The 16,793-nt window shown below is 30.5% G+C and carries 16 protein-coding genes, 6 tRNA genes and 1 other annotated feature; of the genes, 7 read left to right on the top strand and 15 right to left on the bottom strand.

Annotation, left to right across the window (positions count from 1 at the left end; genetic code table 11):
* Positions 1-389: 389 nt before the first annotated feature.
* Complete coding sequence (locus B5D15_RS06205; protein ID WP_078696253.1) at positions 390-1,571, top strand: aminotransferase-like domain-containing protein; 1,182 nt, start codon at positions 390-392, stop codon at positions 1,569-1,571.
* Between the two features lie 99 nt (positions 1,572-1,670).
* On the opposite strand, the gene trpS is transcribed toward B5D15_RS06205, so the two are convergent.
* The 3 genes from trpS to B5D15_RS06190 all read right to left on the bottom strand — a co-directional run bounded on the left by trpS (position 1,671) and on the right by B5D15_RS06190 (position 4,411).
* Positions 1,671-2,663 carry a tryptophan--tRNA ligase gene (gene trpS, locus B5D15_RS06200; RefSeq protein ID WP_078696252.1) on the bottom strand — a complete coding sequence of 331 codons (993 nt, stop codon included), beginning with the start codon at positions 2,661-2,663 and terminating at the stop codon, positions 1,671-1,673.
* Positions 2,664-2,740: 77 nt separating this feature from the next.
* Positions 2,741-2,940: a binding site (T-box leader), on the bottom strand.
* Between the two features lie 36 nt (positions 2,941-2,976).
* Positions 2,977-3,828: a GNAT family N-acetyltransferase gene (locus B5D15_RS06195; RefSeq protein WP_078696251.1), complete on the bottom strand. Its 852-nt coding sequence runs from the start codon at positions 3,826-3,828 to the stop codon at positions 2,977-2,979.
* A 46-nt stretch (positions 3,829-3,874) separates the two neighbouring features.
* Positions 3,875-4,411 (bottom strand): MerR family transcriptional regulator, encoded by a 537-nt coding sequence (locus tag B5D15_RS06190; protein ID WP_179122212.1) that lies wholly within the window; start codon positions 4,409-4,411, stop codon positions 3,875-3,877.
* Positions 4,412-4,670: 259 nt separating this feature from the next.
* Between B5D15_RS06190 and B5D15_RS06185 the strand changes: the two genes are divergently transcribed.
* The 3 genes from B5D15_RS06185 (at position 4,671) to B5D15_RS06175 (ending at position 4,915) form a co-directional block, all read left to right on the top strand.
* A tRNA-Glu gene (locus B5D15_RS06185) sits at positions 4,671-4,745 on the top strand.
* Between the two features lie 3 nt (positions 4,746-4,748).
* A tRNA-Ile gene (locus B5D15_RS06180) sits at positions 4,749-4,825 on the top strand.
* 14 nt (positions 4,826-4,839) lie between these two features.
* Positions 4,840-4,915, top strand: a tRNA-Phe gene (locus tag B5D15_RS06175).
* 22 nt (positions 4,916-4,937) lie between these two features.
* Here the strand turns inward: B5D15_RS06175 and B5D15_RS06170 are convergent.
* Entirely contained in the window at positions 4,938-6,020 is a 1,083-nt protein-coding gene (locus B5D15_RS06170; RefSeq protein WP_179122211.1) for a CotS family spore coat protein, read from the bottom strand.
* Between the two features lie 163 nt (positions 6,021-6,183).
* Here B5D15_RS06170 and B5D15_RS06165 point away from each other — a divergent pair.
* The 3 genes from B5D15_RS06165 (at position 6,184) to B5D15_RS06155 (ending at position 6,439) form a co-directional block, all read left to right on the top strand.
* Positions 6,184-6,260 (top strand) — tRNA-Ile (locus B5D15_RS06165).
* Positions 6,261-6,273: 13 nt separating this feature from the next.
* Positions 6,274-6,349: transfer RNA gene (locus B5D15_RS06160), tRNA-Thr, on the top strand.
* Between the two features lie 5 nt (positions 6,350-6,354).
* Positions 6,355-6,439 (top strand) — tRNA-Tyr (locus B5D15_RS06155).
* Between the two features lie 195 nt (positions 6,440-6,634).
* Here B5D15_RS06155 and B5D15_RS06150 read toward each other — a convergent pair.
* The 11 genes from B5D15_RS06150 to flhA form a co-directional block, all read right to left on the bottom strand.
* Positions 6,635-7,801 (bottom strand): M20 metallopeptidase family protein, encoded by a 1,167-nt coding sequence (locus B5D15_RS06150; RefSeq protein ID WP_078696248.1) that lies wholly within the window; start codon positions 7,799-7,801, stop codon positions 6,635-6,637.
* Entirely contained in the window at positions 7,801-8,709 is a 909-nt protein-coding gene (locus tag B5D15_RS06145; protein WP_078696247.1) for a S66 peptidase family protein, read from the bottom strand. Before B5D15_RS06145 ends, B5D15_RS06150 begins: the two co-directional genes overlap by 1 nt.
* A gap of 51 nt (positions 8,710-8,760) precedes the next feature.
* Positions 8,761-9,207 carry a tetratricopeptide repeat protein gene (locus B5D15_RS06140; RefSeq protein ID WP_078696246.1) on the bottom strand — a complete coding sequence of 149 codons (447 nt, stop codon included), beginning with the start codon at positions 9,205-9,207 and terminating at the stop codon, positions 8,761-8,763.
* 62 nt (positions 9,208-9,269) lie between these two features.
* The gene (locus tag B5D15_RS06135; RefSeq protein WP_078696245.1) at positions 9,270-10,016 is read right to left on the bottom strand and encodes a flagellar hook-basal body protein; all 747 of its coding nucleotides are present in this window, start codon (positions 10,014-10,016) and stop codon (positions 9,270-9,272) included.
* A gap of 11 nt (positions 10,017-10,027) precedes the next feature.
* The gene (locus tag B5D15_RS06130) at positions 10,028-10,792 is read right to left on the bottom strand and encodes a flagellar hook-basal body complex protein (RefSeq protein WP_078696244.1); all 765 of its coding nucleotides are present in this window, start codon (positions 10,790-10,792) and stop codon (positions 10,028-10,030) included.
* 205 nt (positions 10,793-10,997) lie between these two features.
* Positions 10,998-11,408, bottom strand: a complete 411-nt coding sequence (locus tag B5D15_RS06125; protein ID WP_078696243.1) for a DUF6115 domain-containing protein — start codon at positions 11,406-11,408, stop codon at positions 10,998-11,000.
* 10 nt (positions 11,409-11,418) lie between these two features.
* Positions 11,419-12,147 (bottom strand): FliA/WhiG family RNA polymerase sigma factor, encoded by a 729-nt coding sequence (locus B5D15_RS06120; protein WP_242948700.1) that lies wholly within the window; start codon positions 12,145-12,147, stop codon positions 11,419-11,421.
* A 12-nt stretch (positions 12,148-12,159) separates the two neighbouring features.
* Positions 12,160-12,828, bottom strand: a complete 669-nt coding sequence (locus B5D15_RS06115) for a flagellar brake protein (protein ID WP_078696242.1) — start codon at positions 12,826-12,828, stop codon at positions 12,160-12,162.
* Between the two features lie 3 nt (positions 12,829-12,831).
* Positions 12,832-13,689 (bottom strand): MinD/ParA family protein, encoded by an 858-nt coding sequence (locus B5D15_RS06110; protein WP_078696241.1) that lies wholly within the window; start codon positions 13,687-13,689, stop codon positions 12,832-12,834.
* Positions 13,689-14,738, bottom strand: coding sequence for a flagellar biosynthesis GTPase FlhF (gene flhF / locus B5D15_RS06105; protein ID WP_078696240.1), 1,050 nt, complete (start codon positions 14,736-14,738; stop codon positions 13,689-13,691). The genes B5D15_RS06110 and flhF overlap by 1 nt, the downstream gene beginning before the upstream one ends.
* Positions 14,738-16,789 carry a flagellar biosynthesis protein FlhA gene (gene flhA / locus B5D15_RS06100; RefSeq protein ID WP_078696239.1) on the bottom strand — a complete coding sequence of 684 codons (2,052 nt, stop codon included), beginning with the start codon at positions 16,787-16,789 and terminating at the stop codon, positions 14,738-14,740. The genes flhF and flhA overlap by 1 nt, the downstream gene beginning before the upstream one ends.
* Positions 16,790-16,793: the final 4 nt, after the last annotated feature.

The raw sequence follows: 16,793 nt of genomic DNA, 5'->3' as shown, positions 1-16,793 counted from the left end.
TGTATATTATTTATTTTCTTCCTTTGATTCATTTATATATCTGTTAAGCTTAGATAAATTAATAGACCAAAGATAAATAACAAATAATATTAATATTATAAAATAATTATATATCCTTGAAAAAAGAATATAATCATAAATTCCATGCAAAATAATAGATGTAAGGTAAGGGCAAGATGAAGCATTTTTAACAATTAAATCACCTCATTTTATAATAATTTATTAATTTTGTGTATTATAATACAGAATATTTTTATCAAATGTTGTTATAAAACTGTTATTTTGTTATAATGTATATGGATATTTTAACTCAAAATTAATATTTTTCTAACTATTATTTTTATCTTTTATTATTGTTTTATTTAAATTTTTTGGAGGTGTTTTATTTTATGGAATTTAGACTAGCTAAAAGAATGAGTAATCTTAAGGCATCAGAAATAAGAGAGCTTTTAAAGCTTGCAGAGATGCCAGAAATCATTTCCTTTGCAGGCGGAATGCCGGCACCTGAATTATTCCCTATAAAAGAAATGGAATTGGTAACAAAGAAAGTTCTTGAAGATCAAGGCAAGCTCGCTCTTCAATATGGTCCAACCGAAGGATATAGACCTCTAAGGAAAATTATAGCTGAACAAAGAATGAAAAAATCTGGAGTAAATGCTGATGAAAACAATATTTTAGTTACAAGCGGTTCACAGCAGGGTCTTGATTTTACAGGAAGAATTTTTCTTGATAAAGATGATATAGTTATTTGTGAAAGTCCAAGTTATTTAGGAGCTATAAATGCTTTTAAAGCCTATGAACCTAAATTTGTTGAAGTTCCAATGGACGACAATGGAATGATAATTGAAGAACTTGAAAAAGCTCTTTCCGAAAATCCTACTGCAAAATTCATATATACTATTCCTGATTTCCAAAATCCAACTGGAAAAACTCTATCCGTTGATAGAAGAAAACGAATGGTTGAGCTTGCAGAAAAATATAACATTCCTATAATTGAAGATAATCCCTATGGAGAATTAATATACGAAGGTGACGTATTGCCTTCAATAAAGAGTTTTGATAAAAATGGCATAGTCGTTTATCTCGGTACATTCTCAAAAACATTCTGCCCTGGTCTTAGAATAGGCTGGGTATGTGCAGACAAAGAAATTCTCTCTAAATATATAATAGTTAAGCAGGGTGCAGATCTTCAAACTAACTCTATGTCTCAAAGAGAAGCTGCTATCTTTATGGAAAATTATAATTTAAATGACCATATTAACAAAATAAAAGAAGTATATAAGAAAAGAAGAGATCTTATGCTTGAAACGATGAAACAAGAATTCCCTGAAAATTGTACTTTCACTTATCCAAAGGGAGGATTATTTACTTGGGTAACACTTCCTGAAGGATTAGATGCAGCAAAAATTCTTGAGATATGCTTAAAAGAAAATGTAGCCTTTGTACCTGGAGGATCATTCTTCCCTAATGGAGGACATTCAAATCACTTTAGACTTAATTTTTCAAACATGACAGAAGAAAAAATAGTTGAAGGTATTAAAAGGCTTGGGAAGGTATTAAGAAGCTTATAAAATATTTATTAGTTTATAATTATTTTAAAATATTAAGATAATCTATGGGGCAATAAATAAAAAAGTATACAATATTAAAGGCAGGTTTATCCTGCCTTTTTATTCAAAATAATTTATTTTCATTGCTTCCCTAACTTCACGCATTGTTTCCTTCGCAACTTCTCTAACTTTATTTGTACCAGCTATTAGAATTTCATCTACAAGTTTTGGATGTGCCTCATAATAAGCCCTCTTTTCCCTAAAAGGAGTAATAAGCTCATTTATTTTTCCTGCAAGTATTCTCTTACACTCTACACATCCTATCCTTCCACTTCTGCATAATTCTTCTATATTTTCTTTTTCTGTTTTATTGAATATATTTTGATAGGAAAAAACAGTACATATATCAGGATTACCAGGATCTGTCTTTTTTATCCTGTTTGGGTCAGTTACTGCTTCTCTAACCTTCTTCATAATATCATCGTAATTTTCCGAAAGATAAATGGCATTTCCATAGCTCTTGCTCATTTTAAGTTTTCCATCAAGCCCAACAAGCCTTGGAACTTCTCCAACAAGCGCCTGAGGTTCAACTAATACAGGCTTGTAAAGTTCATTAAACCTTCTTACTATTTTTCGGCACATTTCAATATGAGGAACCTGATCCTCTCCAACTGGAACAAGATTAGCTTTGCAAAAACTTATATCAGCAGCCTGTGAAACAGGATACCCTAAAAATCCATAGGTTAAATCATTATAACCTCTTTCCTTTGCTTCAGTCTTTATAGTAGGATTGTGTCTTAAGCTGTTAACTGATACAAACATAGAATAATAAATAGTAAGCTCTGCAATTTCAGGTATAAGCGATTGAACAAAAATAGTAGAAATTTCAGGATCAATACCTACTGATAGATAGTCTATTGCAACGTTTCGAAGGCTTTCTGAAAGCATGCCAGGGTTTTCAAAATGAGTTGTTAGTGCCTGCACATCTGCAAGTATAATAAATGTCTCGTACTCATATTGAAGCTTTACTCTGTTTTGAAGGCTTCCAAAATAGTGTCCGAGATGCAGCTTTCCTGTAGTTCTATCACCAGTTAATATTCTTCCCTTTTTCATATCAAATTTCCTCCTTCATATAATTAATTCAGCAGTATAATCAGATACTCAAATATAAATAAAAAACTTCTCATCCACAATGGGACGAGAAGCAACCCGCGGTACCACCCAATTTAGCTTTAAGCTCTCTTAACCTTTAACGCAGGACACGGCTTTTTCTACTCATTTCGAAAAGCAGCTCAAGGACCCATTCAACATATTATCCGTACCGGCTTCCACCATACCCGGCTCGCTTTACGGAATCATTATATTTACTCTTTCCTTTCATAGCTTTAAAATTATTTTATAATAGAAAATAAAATAATGCAATAATTTACTCCGTCAAAATCAAGTAGGCATTCCCATATATAAACTCAAATCCATATTTTTCATAAAGGTTGATTGCTTTTTGATTATTTGCATCAACTGTAAGATATATTTTTTTTATCCCTGATTGCCTACAGCTTTCAACTATTTTATTTAAAAAGTATATTCCAAACCCTCTGCCTTGAAATTCAGGTATTATTCCAAAATTTACAAGATAGAATTCCTCTAATAACTTTATAATCTGTCCATAACCTACAGGATTTCCGGAATATTCAAGAAAATAGCAAAAATCTTTTAAAAATTTATTGCTGTTTTCTTCAAAGAATACCTCATTTAGTGTTAAGTCTCTCCTTCCCTTAACATTTGAAAAAATTTTATTTTGAAGGTTTACCCTAATATTCTCATCTTTTTCGATTTTCATTTTTCTAAAAAGAATCTTATCTTCATTACATATATTATTATTGGTATATTTTATTTTAGATGTATCTAAAACCATACATAAGTAATTATCTTTTACTTTTATTTTGTAATATTTTTTATATAAATTTACATTAAGTTTTTTATATTTTATTTTAATGTTAAGCTCCAAATTTTTAAAATGTGTTTTTAAAACAAATAAAAGCTTAAATAAAGAAAAAGTACTATCATTTGGTATTGCATAAACTTCATTTCTATCATTTATAAATATTACGCAGAGTATATTATTGTTTTTACTTACAATAAAACATCTTTTTTTTAAGATATATTTAATAATGCTTTCTTTAAACTCACTATAATAATCTGCTTTTCTGTCAGTTTCATTCAAAATTCTTTTAATGTTTATTACATCTTTAATCTGGGCATTATAAACATTCAGCATTTTAATCCCTCATACACTTATTAAATACAATTAAATATAAATTCCATCATTTTTTAAATATTTTTGATAAAAAACCTTTTTTTCTTTCCTTTTCATATTTGAGTTTTTCCTTAAGCTCTATTATTTCATAGGACTTTTGCTTTAATTCCATCTTAAGTTTCATGTTTTCAGAAATAAGAATATCTCTTTCCTTGCTGCTTACATTTTTACTTAATTCATTTATATTGCTGTTAATCTCTGTCAGCTTTTCATTTATAAAATTTATAATATTTTCATTTAAAGGAGAAACTAAGGTGTTATTTAATTCAATCGGTACATTCAATTCCTTTGCAGCTGCTATTTCTTGAAGTCCTTCAAATCTATTATCTTCAATTATTTTTTTTATTTGACCATTTGTATAGCCCTGCTGCTGAAGCTGTCTAATAAAAATCAGTCTTTCAAATTCCTTCTGCGTAAAAAACCTTCTTCCATTAACGTCCCTTGGTATATTTAAATTAAACTCTTTCTCATAATATCTGATTACGGAAGGTTTATATCCTGTTTTCTCACAAACATCTTTAAAAGTATAGGTTATTAATCCCATATAATCACCCCACATATATATTCTTTCAAGTTAAACTTTTTCCTTCAATATATGCAAGGTAATCGTTCGAAAAAATCATCCATATATTTACATAATATACATATACTACTTTACTAATATTGTCGAAGAATAAAAAATTGTACTTTACATAAAAAATATTTTAAAACTGTATTGACTTAAAGATTATATCATGATATATTATATTTCGTCAGCACGAATTGAGTGCTCCAATAATTACTATTATATTGTAAGGTATCATGGCCCCTTGGTCAAGTGGTTAAGACATCGCCCTTTCACGGCGGTAACATGGGTTCGAATCCCGTAGGGGTCACCATTAGGGCCTTTAGCTCAGTTGGCTAGAGCAACCGGCTCATAACCGGTCGGTCCGGGGTTCGAATCCCTGAAGGCCCACCATTAAAAATTAATATGGCCAGATAGCTCAGTCGGTAGAGCAGTGGACTGAAAATCCTCGTGTCGCTGGTTCGATTCCGGCTCTGGCCACCAAAAGCAGCTTAAAGCTGCTTTTTTAATTTTCATTATCATCCATTTTCTTATCTATTTCATAAAAATCAGTATATCTTTTAATAAACTCCTTTTGATTATCCATGTATTGTAAAATTCGTGTAAGCTTTTTAATGTATTTTTCTTCATCCCATTTCTTATTTTTATAATATCTCTTTTTACCTAACTTCCAAAATTTTTGCGGGAATATTATTAATGATAGTAAAACTTTTAATTCTTCTTTAGATAATTTATTTATTTGTGTATAGGATGATATTAACTCTTTTGCTACATTAAAATCCCATGAGTATATTCTTTTATAAAGTATTCTTCTTATAAATTTTGCAAGATCATATACATGAATGTCATAAACAACGCTGTCAAAATTAATTAAATACATCTTTAAAGAATCATCTACAATAATATTTTTATAGTAAAAGCTGTCATGACAGATACATCTCTCTATTTTGGCTTTTTTCATTAAGTCATTATAGTTAGATTTATCAATCATTTCTATTGATAAATCTAAAAATTCAAGAACTGTATTTATACCATCGCTGTATTCAATATCAAAAATAGTTTTTACTCTTTTACTTTCAATCGATTTTTTAAATCTTAATATGTCATGCTTTACTTTTCTTAATTCTAATGACCAATTCTTTATTGTATTTTCTAATTTTGCCTCCTTTGAATAAAAACCCTTTGATTTAATATGAAAATCTGCAAGCAATGAAGATGCTCTTTTTAGTTCTTCCAAATCATATAAATTGCACTCCCTGCCTTCAATCCATTCAGTCATATAGTAAATTGAATTTTTTGTCTTAATATATTCCAATCCTTCTCTTACAGATATATAAGATGCTATGTTTATAAAGCCATTTTTCTTTAGATATTCTATCAGATATAAACTTTTTAATATTTTTTTATTTCCTTTTCGAATTTTTTTCAGGCAGTAATTTTTGTTATTATATTTTATCTTGTAAACGCATCTAAGTTTTTCTATATGCTCAGGTTCTATGGAATAATACTTTAGTATGTTTGTTATTTTTCTAAATTCCTTTTCACCTATACTGATTTTTTTGATTTCCTCATTTAAATTAGACGACATTATATACCTCATTATAATTGGTTATAATAATTTATATTTTGATTTTTTAAGATATATTACTATATTGTTTATCATTTATGATAATGTTTGTTTTGATATTAATTTTTTAAAAATAACTATTGACTATTATAGAATTCTAATTTATAATAATAAATGTTCGTAAGGGCCTTTAGCTCAGTTGGCTAGAGCAACCGGCTCATAACCGGTCGGTCCGGGGTTCGAATCCCTGAAGGCCCACCATTGATTAAAATATGCCGGCTTAGCTCAATCGGTAGAGCAACTGACTTGTAATCAGTAGGTTATTGGTTCGATTCCGATAGCCGGCTCCATATTCGGAGGGATTCCCGAGCGGCCAAAGGGGGCAGACTGTAAATCTGTTGTCAGTGACTTCGATGGTTCGAATCCATCTCCCTCCACCAAAGTGCAAGATTAAACTTGCACTTTTTTATTTTCTAAAGCTTAAAAAGCAAAAAAAATTAGCCTCTACTCTCGTAGAAGCGGCATAAGGTTTAAACCCGTATGAGTTTAAATTAATATTACTAAAAAAATCATACTTATGTCAACAATTCCAATAGTATTAATAACAGATTATTCCTGCATTAATGTATACACTGCTATTCCCTCTTCAACAGCTTATATGCAAAAGCGCTTTGAACAGCACATCCTATTATTAAGCATTTTTCATCTATATCAAAATAACTTCCATGGGATGGATTTATTATACCGAATTTCTCATTTCTGCAGCCTAATTTATAATAAAGTGAAGGAACCTTTTGTGCATAATAAGCAAAATCTTCTACACCCATTGAAGGCTTATCTGCTTCAATAAATCCTGCATAGTTCTTCTCATTTATAATACTTTTAAATAAATTAAAGAGCAACTCATCGTTTTCAAAGGATGGGTAACCTTCTATAAAATCAAATACTGCTTCTCCTCTATACATTTTTGCAGTATTTTCAACTATATTAGAAACTCTATCAATACAATATTCTCTTATATCTTTACCAAGGGTTCTTATTATTCCCTCCATTATTACCTCTGAACTTATCGCATTTAAAGCAGTACCTCCATTTATCTTGCCAATAGTAATTACAGCATTATTTACAGCAGCTATTTCTCTTGATATTATTCCTTGAAGATTATCTATTATCTTTGCTGAAATATAAACGCTGTCTACCCCATCCTCGGGATACGCCCCATGAGCTCCCTTACCCCTTACAATAATTTTAAAAGGGTTTGAAGCTGCACTGACTACTCCCCTTTTTGCGCCAATTTTTCCTGTATCAATAGTTTCATCCACATGAAGTGCAATAATAGATTTTACGCCTTCAAGAGCGCCATATTCTATCATTTCCTTTGCACCGCCATAGGTTTCCTCTGCTGGCTGAAAAATAAGCCTTACGCTGCCATCAAGCTCACCCTCTATTTTCTTTAAAAGCGCTGCTGCTCCTATTTGAATTGCAGTATGTGCATCATGCCCGCAGGCATGCATATATCCCTCTACTTTTGATTTGTATGGAACATCCTTTAAATCGAATACCTCTAATGCATCCATATCAGCACGAAGAGCTACTATATTATCCTTTTTTGAGCCTATCTCTGCTATGATTCCATTATTGCTGTATTTTTTATATTTTATATTAAAATTTCTAAGATATGATTCCACAAGCTCAGAGGTTTTATATAGTTTATTATCTATTTCAGGATACATGTGAAGTTCTCTTCTAATATTTTGCATCAAAGAAAATAGTTCATTAGACTCTTTTAAAAATTCATCCATTACTTTACACCTTCCTCAATAAAATATAACTTATCACCTATTATTTTAATATTAGTGTTCAGTGGGATTGTTATTTTATTTTTATCATGGCCTGCTAAAAGTCCGTAGTAAACAGGTACTTTTATATTTGAAAAGAAATCTTCAAAAACTATATTTAAAGATAAACTTTTTTCTTCATCCTTTGGGCTGCAATCAGTAAACTGTCCTAATATTATTGCTTTAATATTTTCAAATACTCCCCTTAATCTTAAGTGATTGAGCATCCTGTCAACTTTATACGGTTCTTCTCCTATATCTTCAATAAATAGTATTTTATTTTCATAATTATTTTCATAGGGAGTGCCTATTAAAGAACATATTAAGCTCAAATTGCCTCCAAAAATCCTGCCTTCAACATCTTTATCTTTACCCCTTAATATTCCTAAAGAATAAGATTTATCATTTATATTTCCGCTTAAACAATCAATAAAACTTTTTATTGTAAATTCATCAAACTCTGCTATATCACATATCATAGGTCCATGAAAGGTTATAAGACTTGTATATTTGTATATTGCTAAATGAAATGCCGTAATATCGCTGTATCCGCAGAATATTTTAGGATTATTTTTAATGGTTTCATAATCAATCATATCGAGAATCCTAATGGAGCCATATCCACCTCGAAGGCAGATAATTGCATCTATTTCATCATTTTTAAAAAAATCGTTTATGTCCTTTGCTCTAATATAATCATTACCTGCAAGAAAGCCATACTTTTTAAAGCAGCTGTCACCAAGAACAACATCAAAACCCTGCTCTTTTAACATTTTAACTCCCATATCTATTTTATCTTTTTCAAACACCGGGCTTGCAGGTGCAACTACTCCAATTTTATCACCTTTTTTTAATCTATCTGGCTTAATCATATTACCCCTCCCATCTAATAAAAACAAATGCCCCCAAACAAAGGAAGCACTTTAAAAATAGTATATCAAAGACAGCAGCTTTTTTTCAATTTTTTTGATGTAATCTTCATCGTTAAAAGATAAACATAGTTTTATTATTTGATAGGCCTTTTTATAATCTTTATTTTTGTAATATATGTAAGCAAGATTTATATAACTTTTAGTAAAGGAGGTATCTAATTCAATAGAATCTATAAAACACTTTTCTGCCTCTTTAAAGCTTTCAGTTTCAATGTATGCTACACCAAGATTATAAAAAACTAAAGCATTTTTAAGTCCGTATTCTATTGATTTATTAAAATGAAATATAGCTGATAAAAAATTTTTTTCACAGCAAAGACAAAGACCCATATAATAATTATAAAGTCTCAAATTGTTTTTAAATTTTTCTCCAATCAAGATTTTAGCATATTCAACATCATTCTCGTTTATATATTTTATTATATTTTTATCTATCATATTTATCTCCTTTAAAGCAATATTTTCTTTTAAATTATATACTTTAAAGGAGATTTTTATACCTATTTATTCCTTAAATTGTTAGCTATCTGCCACATCTCATCGGCAGACTTTATTGTTCTTGAATTAAGCTCAAAGGCCCTTTGGGTTATAAGCATATCTGTAAGTTCCTTTGCAATATCAACGTTTGATTTTTCTAAAAAGCCCTGCCTTAGAATTCCATCTGCATTCTTTGGCTCCTCATTGGTTTGAAAAAGATTATCCCCTAGGGCAGTCATTCCATCTTTGTCATTAAAATCATATATATTTATTTTACCTATAAATTCTCCCTTTGAATCTATCATTTCTCCGTTATTGCTAATAGATATTGGATAGCTGATATTATAAGAATTATAGCTATCTATATCAAGAAGATTTCCTGAAGAATGGACAAAATTCCCGTCTGCATCTATTGTAAAGGCACCATCCCTCGTATAATAATAATTTCCCTTAGAATCTTTTATTCTAAAAAAACCCTTTCCCTCAATTGCAATATCGTAAGGATTGTCAGTTTGTTTAATATAGCCTTGCTTATAATCTCTAACTATTGTTTCAGCCCTGCTTCCGCTTCCTTGTAAAAGCTTATCACGATTTTGATTTGTAATTGGAACCCCAAGCCTTTCTAATTTGTTATACATTATATCTTCAAAGGATATGTCATTTTTCTTGTATCCATTAGTATCAACATTATTTATATTATTCGTTATTATATCAAGCCTGTTTTGATTTGCTCTAAGACCTGCTCTTCCATTCCACAAAGCCTTTAACATTAAATCACCTCTTATCTTACGCTTCCAACTTCATTTACTGTTTTGCCAAGCGTTTCATCCATCTGCTGCAATACCTTTTGACTTGACTCATAATTTCTCATTATAGTTATCATGTTAGTAATAACTTCAATAGCATCTACATTTGATTTCTCTAAATACCCTTGTTTTACATCAGAATTAGCGATATTAGGCTTAGAGTTTGAGATATAAAAATTTGAAGAACTTTTTTGCAAATCCTGCGTGTTAAAACTGCTTATTAAAAATTTCATTTTACCATTTGAAGACTCAAAGGAACCATCCGACGATAATTTAAAATCCGAATCCTTCACGTTTATTTCTGCTTCATCGTTGTTTTCATTTAATCCTAAAACTTTATATCCTTCTATAGTTCTAAGATTTCCATCGGAATCAATTTTAAATCTTCCATCTCTCGTATAATATTTATTATTATTATCATCAACAACTGTAAAAAAGCCTTCTCCATTAATTGCAAAGTCAAGATTTCTGCTGGTTTCTTCTAATATTCCCTGTGAATAATCAGTTTTAACATCGTCTATTCCGACTCCCATATCCATTTTCCCAATAACATTTTTATAACTTTTACCATTAACAATTCTATCTTTGTTCTCAATCATAACCTCTTCAAAGGTTTTTAAGGCTGTCTTATCTTTTTTATATCCTGGAGTGTTTATATTTGCTATGTCGTTACTTAAGTTTTCCTGCTGTACCTGTCTTGTAATCATGCCAGAGGCAGCTATATAAAGACCTCTAATCATAATCTCACCTCATTTTATTTTTTATCTCCTTCAAAATAAGCTTTTACTTCATCAGGATAAATCATTCCCATTTTTCTTGCCATTACCTCAATTTTATATTTAGGTATTTGGTTATAGGATACAGAGGATAATATTATTGTTGATAATACTATTCCAATTCCTAAACCTAATAAAAAATTGCTGTCCTTTATTAATTTTATAAAAATTATTTTTGTTTTCTCAAACCAATTCTTAATAATGCCTCACCCTTTCCTATCTTTAGTCTTGAGCATATTTCATCAATAGACAAACCTTCATCATATAAATTATAAATAATAGAATTTAAATCCTTTTCTTCTGTTTCAATTTTCTCACTTATATTTTTAATTTCATGCACTTTTTCTTCTTCATATATTTTTTCTTTACTATTTTCTAATTTTTCGTTTAAAATAATTATTGAGTTTTCAATATCCTCAATTCTGTTTGATAGTTCCTTAAACTCATTTTTAATACTATTTATTTCCTCAGAAAAAAGTTTGTTATTAAAATTTGACTCATATAAAAAATTTTGTCCAATGCCTTTTTTAAGGGCTATGTATATAATAATTAATCCTATAATTAAAAGAATATAAATCATTTTCAGCTCCTTATAAATAACCTATTTTTTTTAAGTTTTCCCTGAGCCTTATAATCGCTCTGCTATGAAGCTGTGACACTCTCGATTCTGATATATTTAGAACTTTTCCTATTTCTTTTAATGTAAGCTTTTCAAAGTAGTACAGCTGAAGTATCAGTTTATCCTTCTCAGGGAGCATCTTAACAGCTTCTTTTAAAACCTTATTTTTTTCTTTTTCTTCAACTAATTTTTCTGGCTGAGGGCTTGTACTATCTCTTACAAAACTTTTTAATTTAATATCCTCTTCATCAGATTTAAAAAGTATTTCATCGAGAGAAATAATTGAAATATAGTTAACATAGGATTGTATATTTTTAATTTCCATCATCGTCATCCCAGTAAAATTTGATATTTCCTCATCGGTGGGTTCTCTGTTTAATTTAAATTCCAGTTCCTCTCTAACTTTATTCAATGCATTAAGTTTTGAAAAAGCACTCTTTGGTATCCAGCTTATCTTTCTAAGTTCATCTATTATTGAGCCCCTTATTCTTAAAGTTGCATAGGTTTCAAATTTTAATCCCTTAGAAGGGTCAAACTTTTCAATAGCATCAATAAGCCCTAATATTCCAAAGCTTATTAAATCTTCATATTCAATTCCTGGAGGTTTGCCAACGACAAGCCGTGATGCAATATATTTTACATAGGGAATGTATTTTAATATCATCTCTTCTCTTTCATCAAAGTGCTTGTAACATTTCAAAGCAGTCACCTCCTACTTAAATAATCTGCTCTGTTCACGAAGCTTGCTGAAAATAAATCTAATTATATTATCTCTTATCCTTTCATCTATCCTTTCAAATTTTAAAGCAAGCTTATAGTTTTTATTCATATTATCAAAATCACATCTTATAACTTTGCATAAAACGTTTATTTCTTCAGGTATATTAATTGAAAGGAGTACATAGTTGTCTTTTTTAACATTTTGCTTAGATATTATTTTAATGCCCCCTCCGCTTATATCAACGGTTATAGTATTTTCGAGTTTTTTAAAATATCCAGAAGGTACATCCTTTAAATCCATATAAAACCTTCCCTCAGGAAGCGGAAAAAATTTAGCCTCCATAACAATAGGCAGTCTGAAATATTCTCTTCTTTGAACTCTTTCTATAACATCCGGAAAACTTAGCATTGCAAGCTGAAGATTTTTTTCATTAGTTCTTCCTAAAACAACTGAGCGGCATTTAAAAACTTCCTTTTCATTCATCATATAATATTCTATAATGCTTTTAGGATGCATAAGAAGATACCTGCTGCCCGATATTGGCATTCCTATAAGAACATAATCTTCCTTAATATCCTGTATACTGCTTTTATAGGTTATTTGGTTCTCAATTATTTCAATACTTTGATTTATTTCTAATTTTATTTTAAAATCCACCATGACTCATCTCCCCATAAACTTAAGTATTTTACTAAAGTACTCTTTAACTGTTGCATTTTTGTTATTATCACAAGTTCCTAATATTTCTGATGTTATTTTATTTATACAAAGCCCTGCTTCACATCTTGGATACATCGATATAAAGGGTTTTTGTTCTCTAACCGCATTTATTACCCTATGATCTTCGCAAATATATCCAAGATATTTTATTTCTTTATCTAAAAATATCTTAATCGCATTGCTGAGTTTATTAAAAGTTTCGCGGCCTTCTATTATGTTTTTTGCCCTGTTTACTACAACTCCAATATTGCTTTTAATGTTTTCCCTGCAGATTACTTTGATTAAACTGTAGGCATCCGTTAAAGAACAAGGTTCAGAATTAGTAATTACTATTATATCATCTGCAAAATTAAGAAGAGTTAAAGTAGTTTTTGACAATCCTGCACCTGTATCAATAATTAGTATATCTATATCATTTATCTTTGAAAATTCATCGATAATTTTCTTTCTCTTTTCATCATCAAGGTCAAAAAGTTCGCTTATTCCCGAGCCTCCAGGAATAATTTTTACTCCTTCCTCAGTCATTTCATATACATCATCTATTGTCTTATCATTATATAGAATATCGTATATGGTATATCGGGTTTTTATTCCAAACAAAATATCTACGTTTGCCATTCCAAAATCCGCATCAAGAATCGAAACCCTAAGTCCTCTTTTTTTCAGTGCAATCGCAAGGTTGACTGCAAAATTAGTTTTTCCAACTCCCCCTTTTCCGCTTGAAACGGCAATCACTCTGAAATTATTTTCAATTTGTTTTTTGCTGTTTATTAAATTCCTAAGTTTATAAGCCTGATCCATCAGTTATCAACTCCCAGTACCAGTTTCAATATTTTATCCTTATCTGCCCTCTCAATATCTTCAGGTACATTTTGCCCTGTTGTTAAAAATGAAATTGGTACATTACCATAATAGCAGCATGAAAGAATTGAGCCATAGGCATTGGTTTCATCTACTTTTGTAAGTATTAAGCTGTTATAATTGACAATCTTGTAGTTTTCTATTATTTTCTTTAAATCGCTCTGTTTTGTAGTCATGCTTAAAACAAGGTGTACCTTGCCTGCGTTAATCGTTTCTACGTATTTTCTTGTTTCTGATATCTGCATTATATTTTTGCTGTTTCTTCCTGTTGTGTCTATTAATATTACATCACAGCCCTTCATTTTATTAATAATCTCAGGAATATCCTTTAAAGATAATGCCACTTCAAAGGGTATTGAAAGAATTTCTGCATAGGTTTTCAGCTGTTCAACTGCTCCTATTCTATAGGTATCTATAGTAATTAATCCAACTTTTTTATTTTGATAAAGAGAATATAAACTTGCAAGCTTTGCAATTGTCGTAGTTTTTCCAACCCCTGTTGGACCAACTAACACTTGAATTTTATCATCCTTATTTTCATCAATTTTAATAATATCCATCAGCGCTTCCTTAAAGCAAGACTCAATCATTTTAGGAGTTAACTTTTTATCCTGATTTTTTAATTTAATGTTATTATATATATCTTCAATTATTTCATTTGGTATGTCATTTTCTAAAAGTTTTTGCTTTGTTTTGTTTTTATTATCCTTCCTATTTGTATCCCTTTCTCTTAAAAGGATTGAAACCATATTTTTAATATCGCTCAGTTCCTTTTCTAATTCCTCGTTTTTTTCACTTTTTGATTTTACATTCTTCTGCTTTTCATCTGCTGCAGCAGTAACTTCTAACTTTCTCGGTTTCAATATTCCAATTATTCCCTTTTGCCTTATTTTTCTCTGACTGACTATGACAGCATCATTCCCAAGCTCATATCTTATCCTAACCATAGCTTCATTCATATTATCAACGACATATCTTTTTATAATCATTATATTGACACCATCCCCACTGTCTCTATTTGAACATCTGTTGGTATTTCATTCATGGACAAAACAGTAAGATTTTGAAAAACTATTTCTGTAAGCCTTCTAAATGCAGGCCTTATTCTTGGAGAACAAAGTATTATAGGCTGTCCATTATTAAACTCACAGGTTTCTATATTATATTTAATTGACTCATAAATACTTTTTGTAGTATCAGGGTCGATTACCGGATAAGAACCCTGATAAGATTTTTGTATATTATCTCCAATTAAGTTTTCAATTTCTGGATGTATAGTTAAAACCTTTATGCAGTTGTTTTCATCCGTCAGGTTTTTGCAAATGGTCCTTGCTAATGAAAATCTGACATACTCAGTTAAAAGCTCAATATCCTTTGTGTTAGCTCCATTATCTGCAAGGCTTTCAAATATTGTAACCAAGTCCCTTATAGGAACCCTTTCTTTTAAAAGATTCTGCAGAACCTTTTGTACCTCTCCTATGCTTAAAATATTAGGTATAAGCTCCTCAACAACTGCGCTGTAGTTTTCCTTAAGATTATCAACAAGCATTTTAACTTCCTGCCTTCCAAGGAGTTCATGAGCATATCTTTTAATTATTTCACTAAGATGAGTTACAAGAACCGTAGTAGGATCTACAACAGTTACTCCCATAAGCTCTGCTTCTTCTTTTTTGCTCTCAGGTATCCAAACTGCAGGAAGTCCGAAGGTTGGCTCAACTGTTTTTATTCCATCTAAGGTTAACCCTTCTCCTAAAGCATCAATAGCAAGGTAATGATTGCACAGTATCTCACCCTTTGCAACGCTTGTACCTCTTATCTTTATAGTATATTCATTTGTTGCCAGCTGAAGATTATCCCTAATTCTTATTGGCTGAACGATAATCCCCATTTCTACAGCACACTGCCTTCTAACTCCTGCTATCCTATCAAGCAAATCTCCTCCTGATGATATATCAGCAAGAGGTATTAGTCCATATCCTATTTCAATTTCAAGAGGCTCAACATTTAAAAGATTAATAACATTTTCAGGCTCGCTTTTTTCAGGTTTTATAATTTCGCTTCCCTGAGTGCTTTGTACTAAGGATTTCTTCTTTTCATCTCTAATTAGAAAAAATGATAATGCTGCAAAAATAACTGATACAAATATAAATGCTCCCTTTGGCAAAGAAGGAATTAAAGATAAAGTAAAAAGTATACCTGCAGTTATTCCAAGAACCTTTGGGTATGAAGTTATCTGTTTTGAAAATTCCTTTCCAAAGGAAGTATCGCTTGCTGATCTTGTAACTATTATACCCGATGCAGTTGAAATAAGCAGTGCTGGTATCTGGCTTACAAGCCCATCACCAACTGTTAAGAGAGCATATCGAGTAAGTGCTTCCATAGCTGACATATTATGAAATAATATTCCTATAATTATTCCTCCAATTATATTAATAACAACAATTACAATACCTGCTATAGCATCTCCCTTAACAAATTTGCTGGCACCATCCATTGCTCCATAAAAATCTGCCTCCATCTGAAGTTTTTTTCTTTTATCCTTAGCCTCAGATTCGCTTATAATGCCTGCATTAAGATCTGCATCTATGCTCATCTGTTTACCAGGCATTGCATCAAGAGTAAATCTTGCTGCAACCTCGGCAACTCGTCCTGCACCATTTGTAATAACTACAAACTGAACTACTATGATAATTATAAATAATATAAATCCAACTACATAATTTCCTCCCACAACAAAATTGCCAAAGGCTTCAATTATCCTTCCAGCCTGTGCCTGTCCTAAGATAAGCCTTGTTGAAGAAATATTAAGACCAAGTCTAAAAAGAGTTGTAATGAGCAGCAGTGTTGGAAAAATCGAAAACTCTAATACCTCAGTTGTAAACATAGTCAATAAAACTATTATAAGAGAAAATGAAATATTAAAAGCAAGTAAAATATCAAGCATCCATGGCTTTAAAGGTATTATTATCATTAAAACTATTAAAATTACTGAAACTGCTACTATTATATCTAAATTTTTAGCTAATTTTCCATTATCCATCTAC

This window comes from Caloramator quimbayensis (assembly GCF_900167605.1).
GTDB lineage: Bacteria > Bacillota > Clostridia > Clostridiales > Caloramatoraceae > Caloramator_B > Caloramator_B quimbayensis.
The sequence above is the reverse complement of the archived record's forward strand: the minus strand, read 5'-3'. Positions and strand labels throughout refer to the sequence as shown.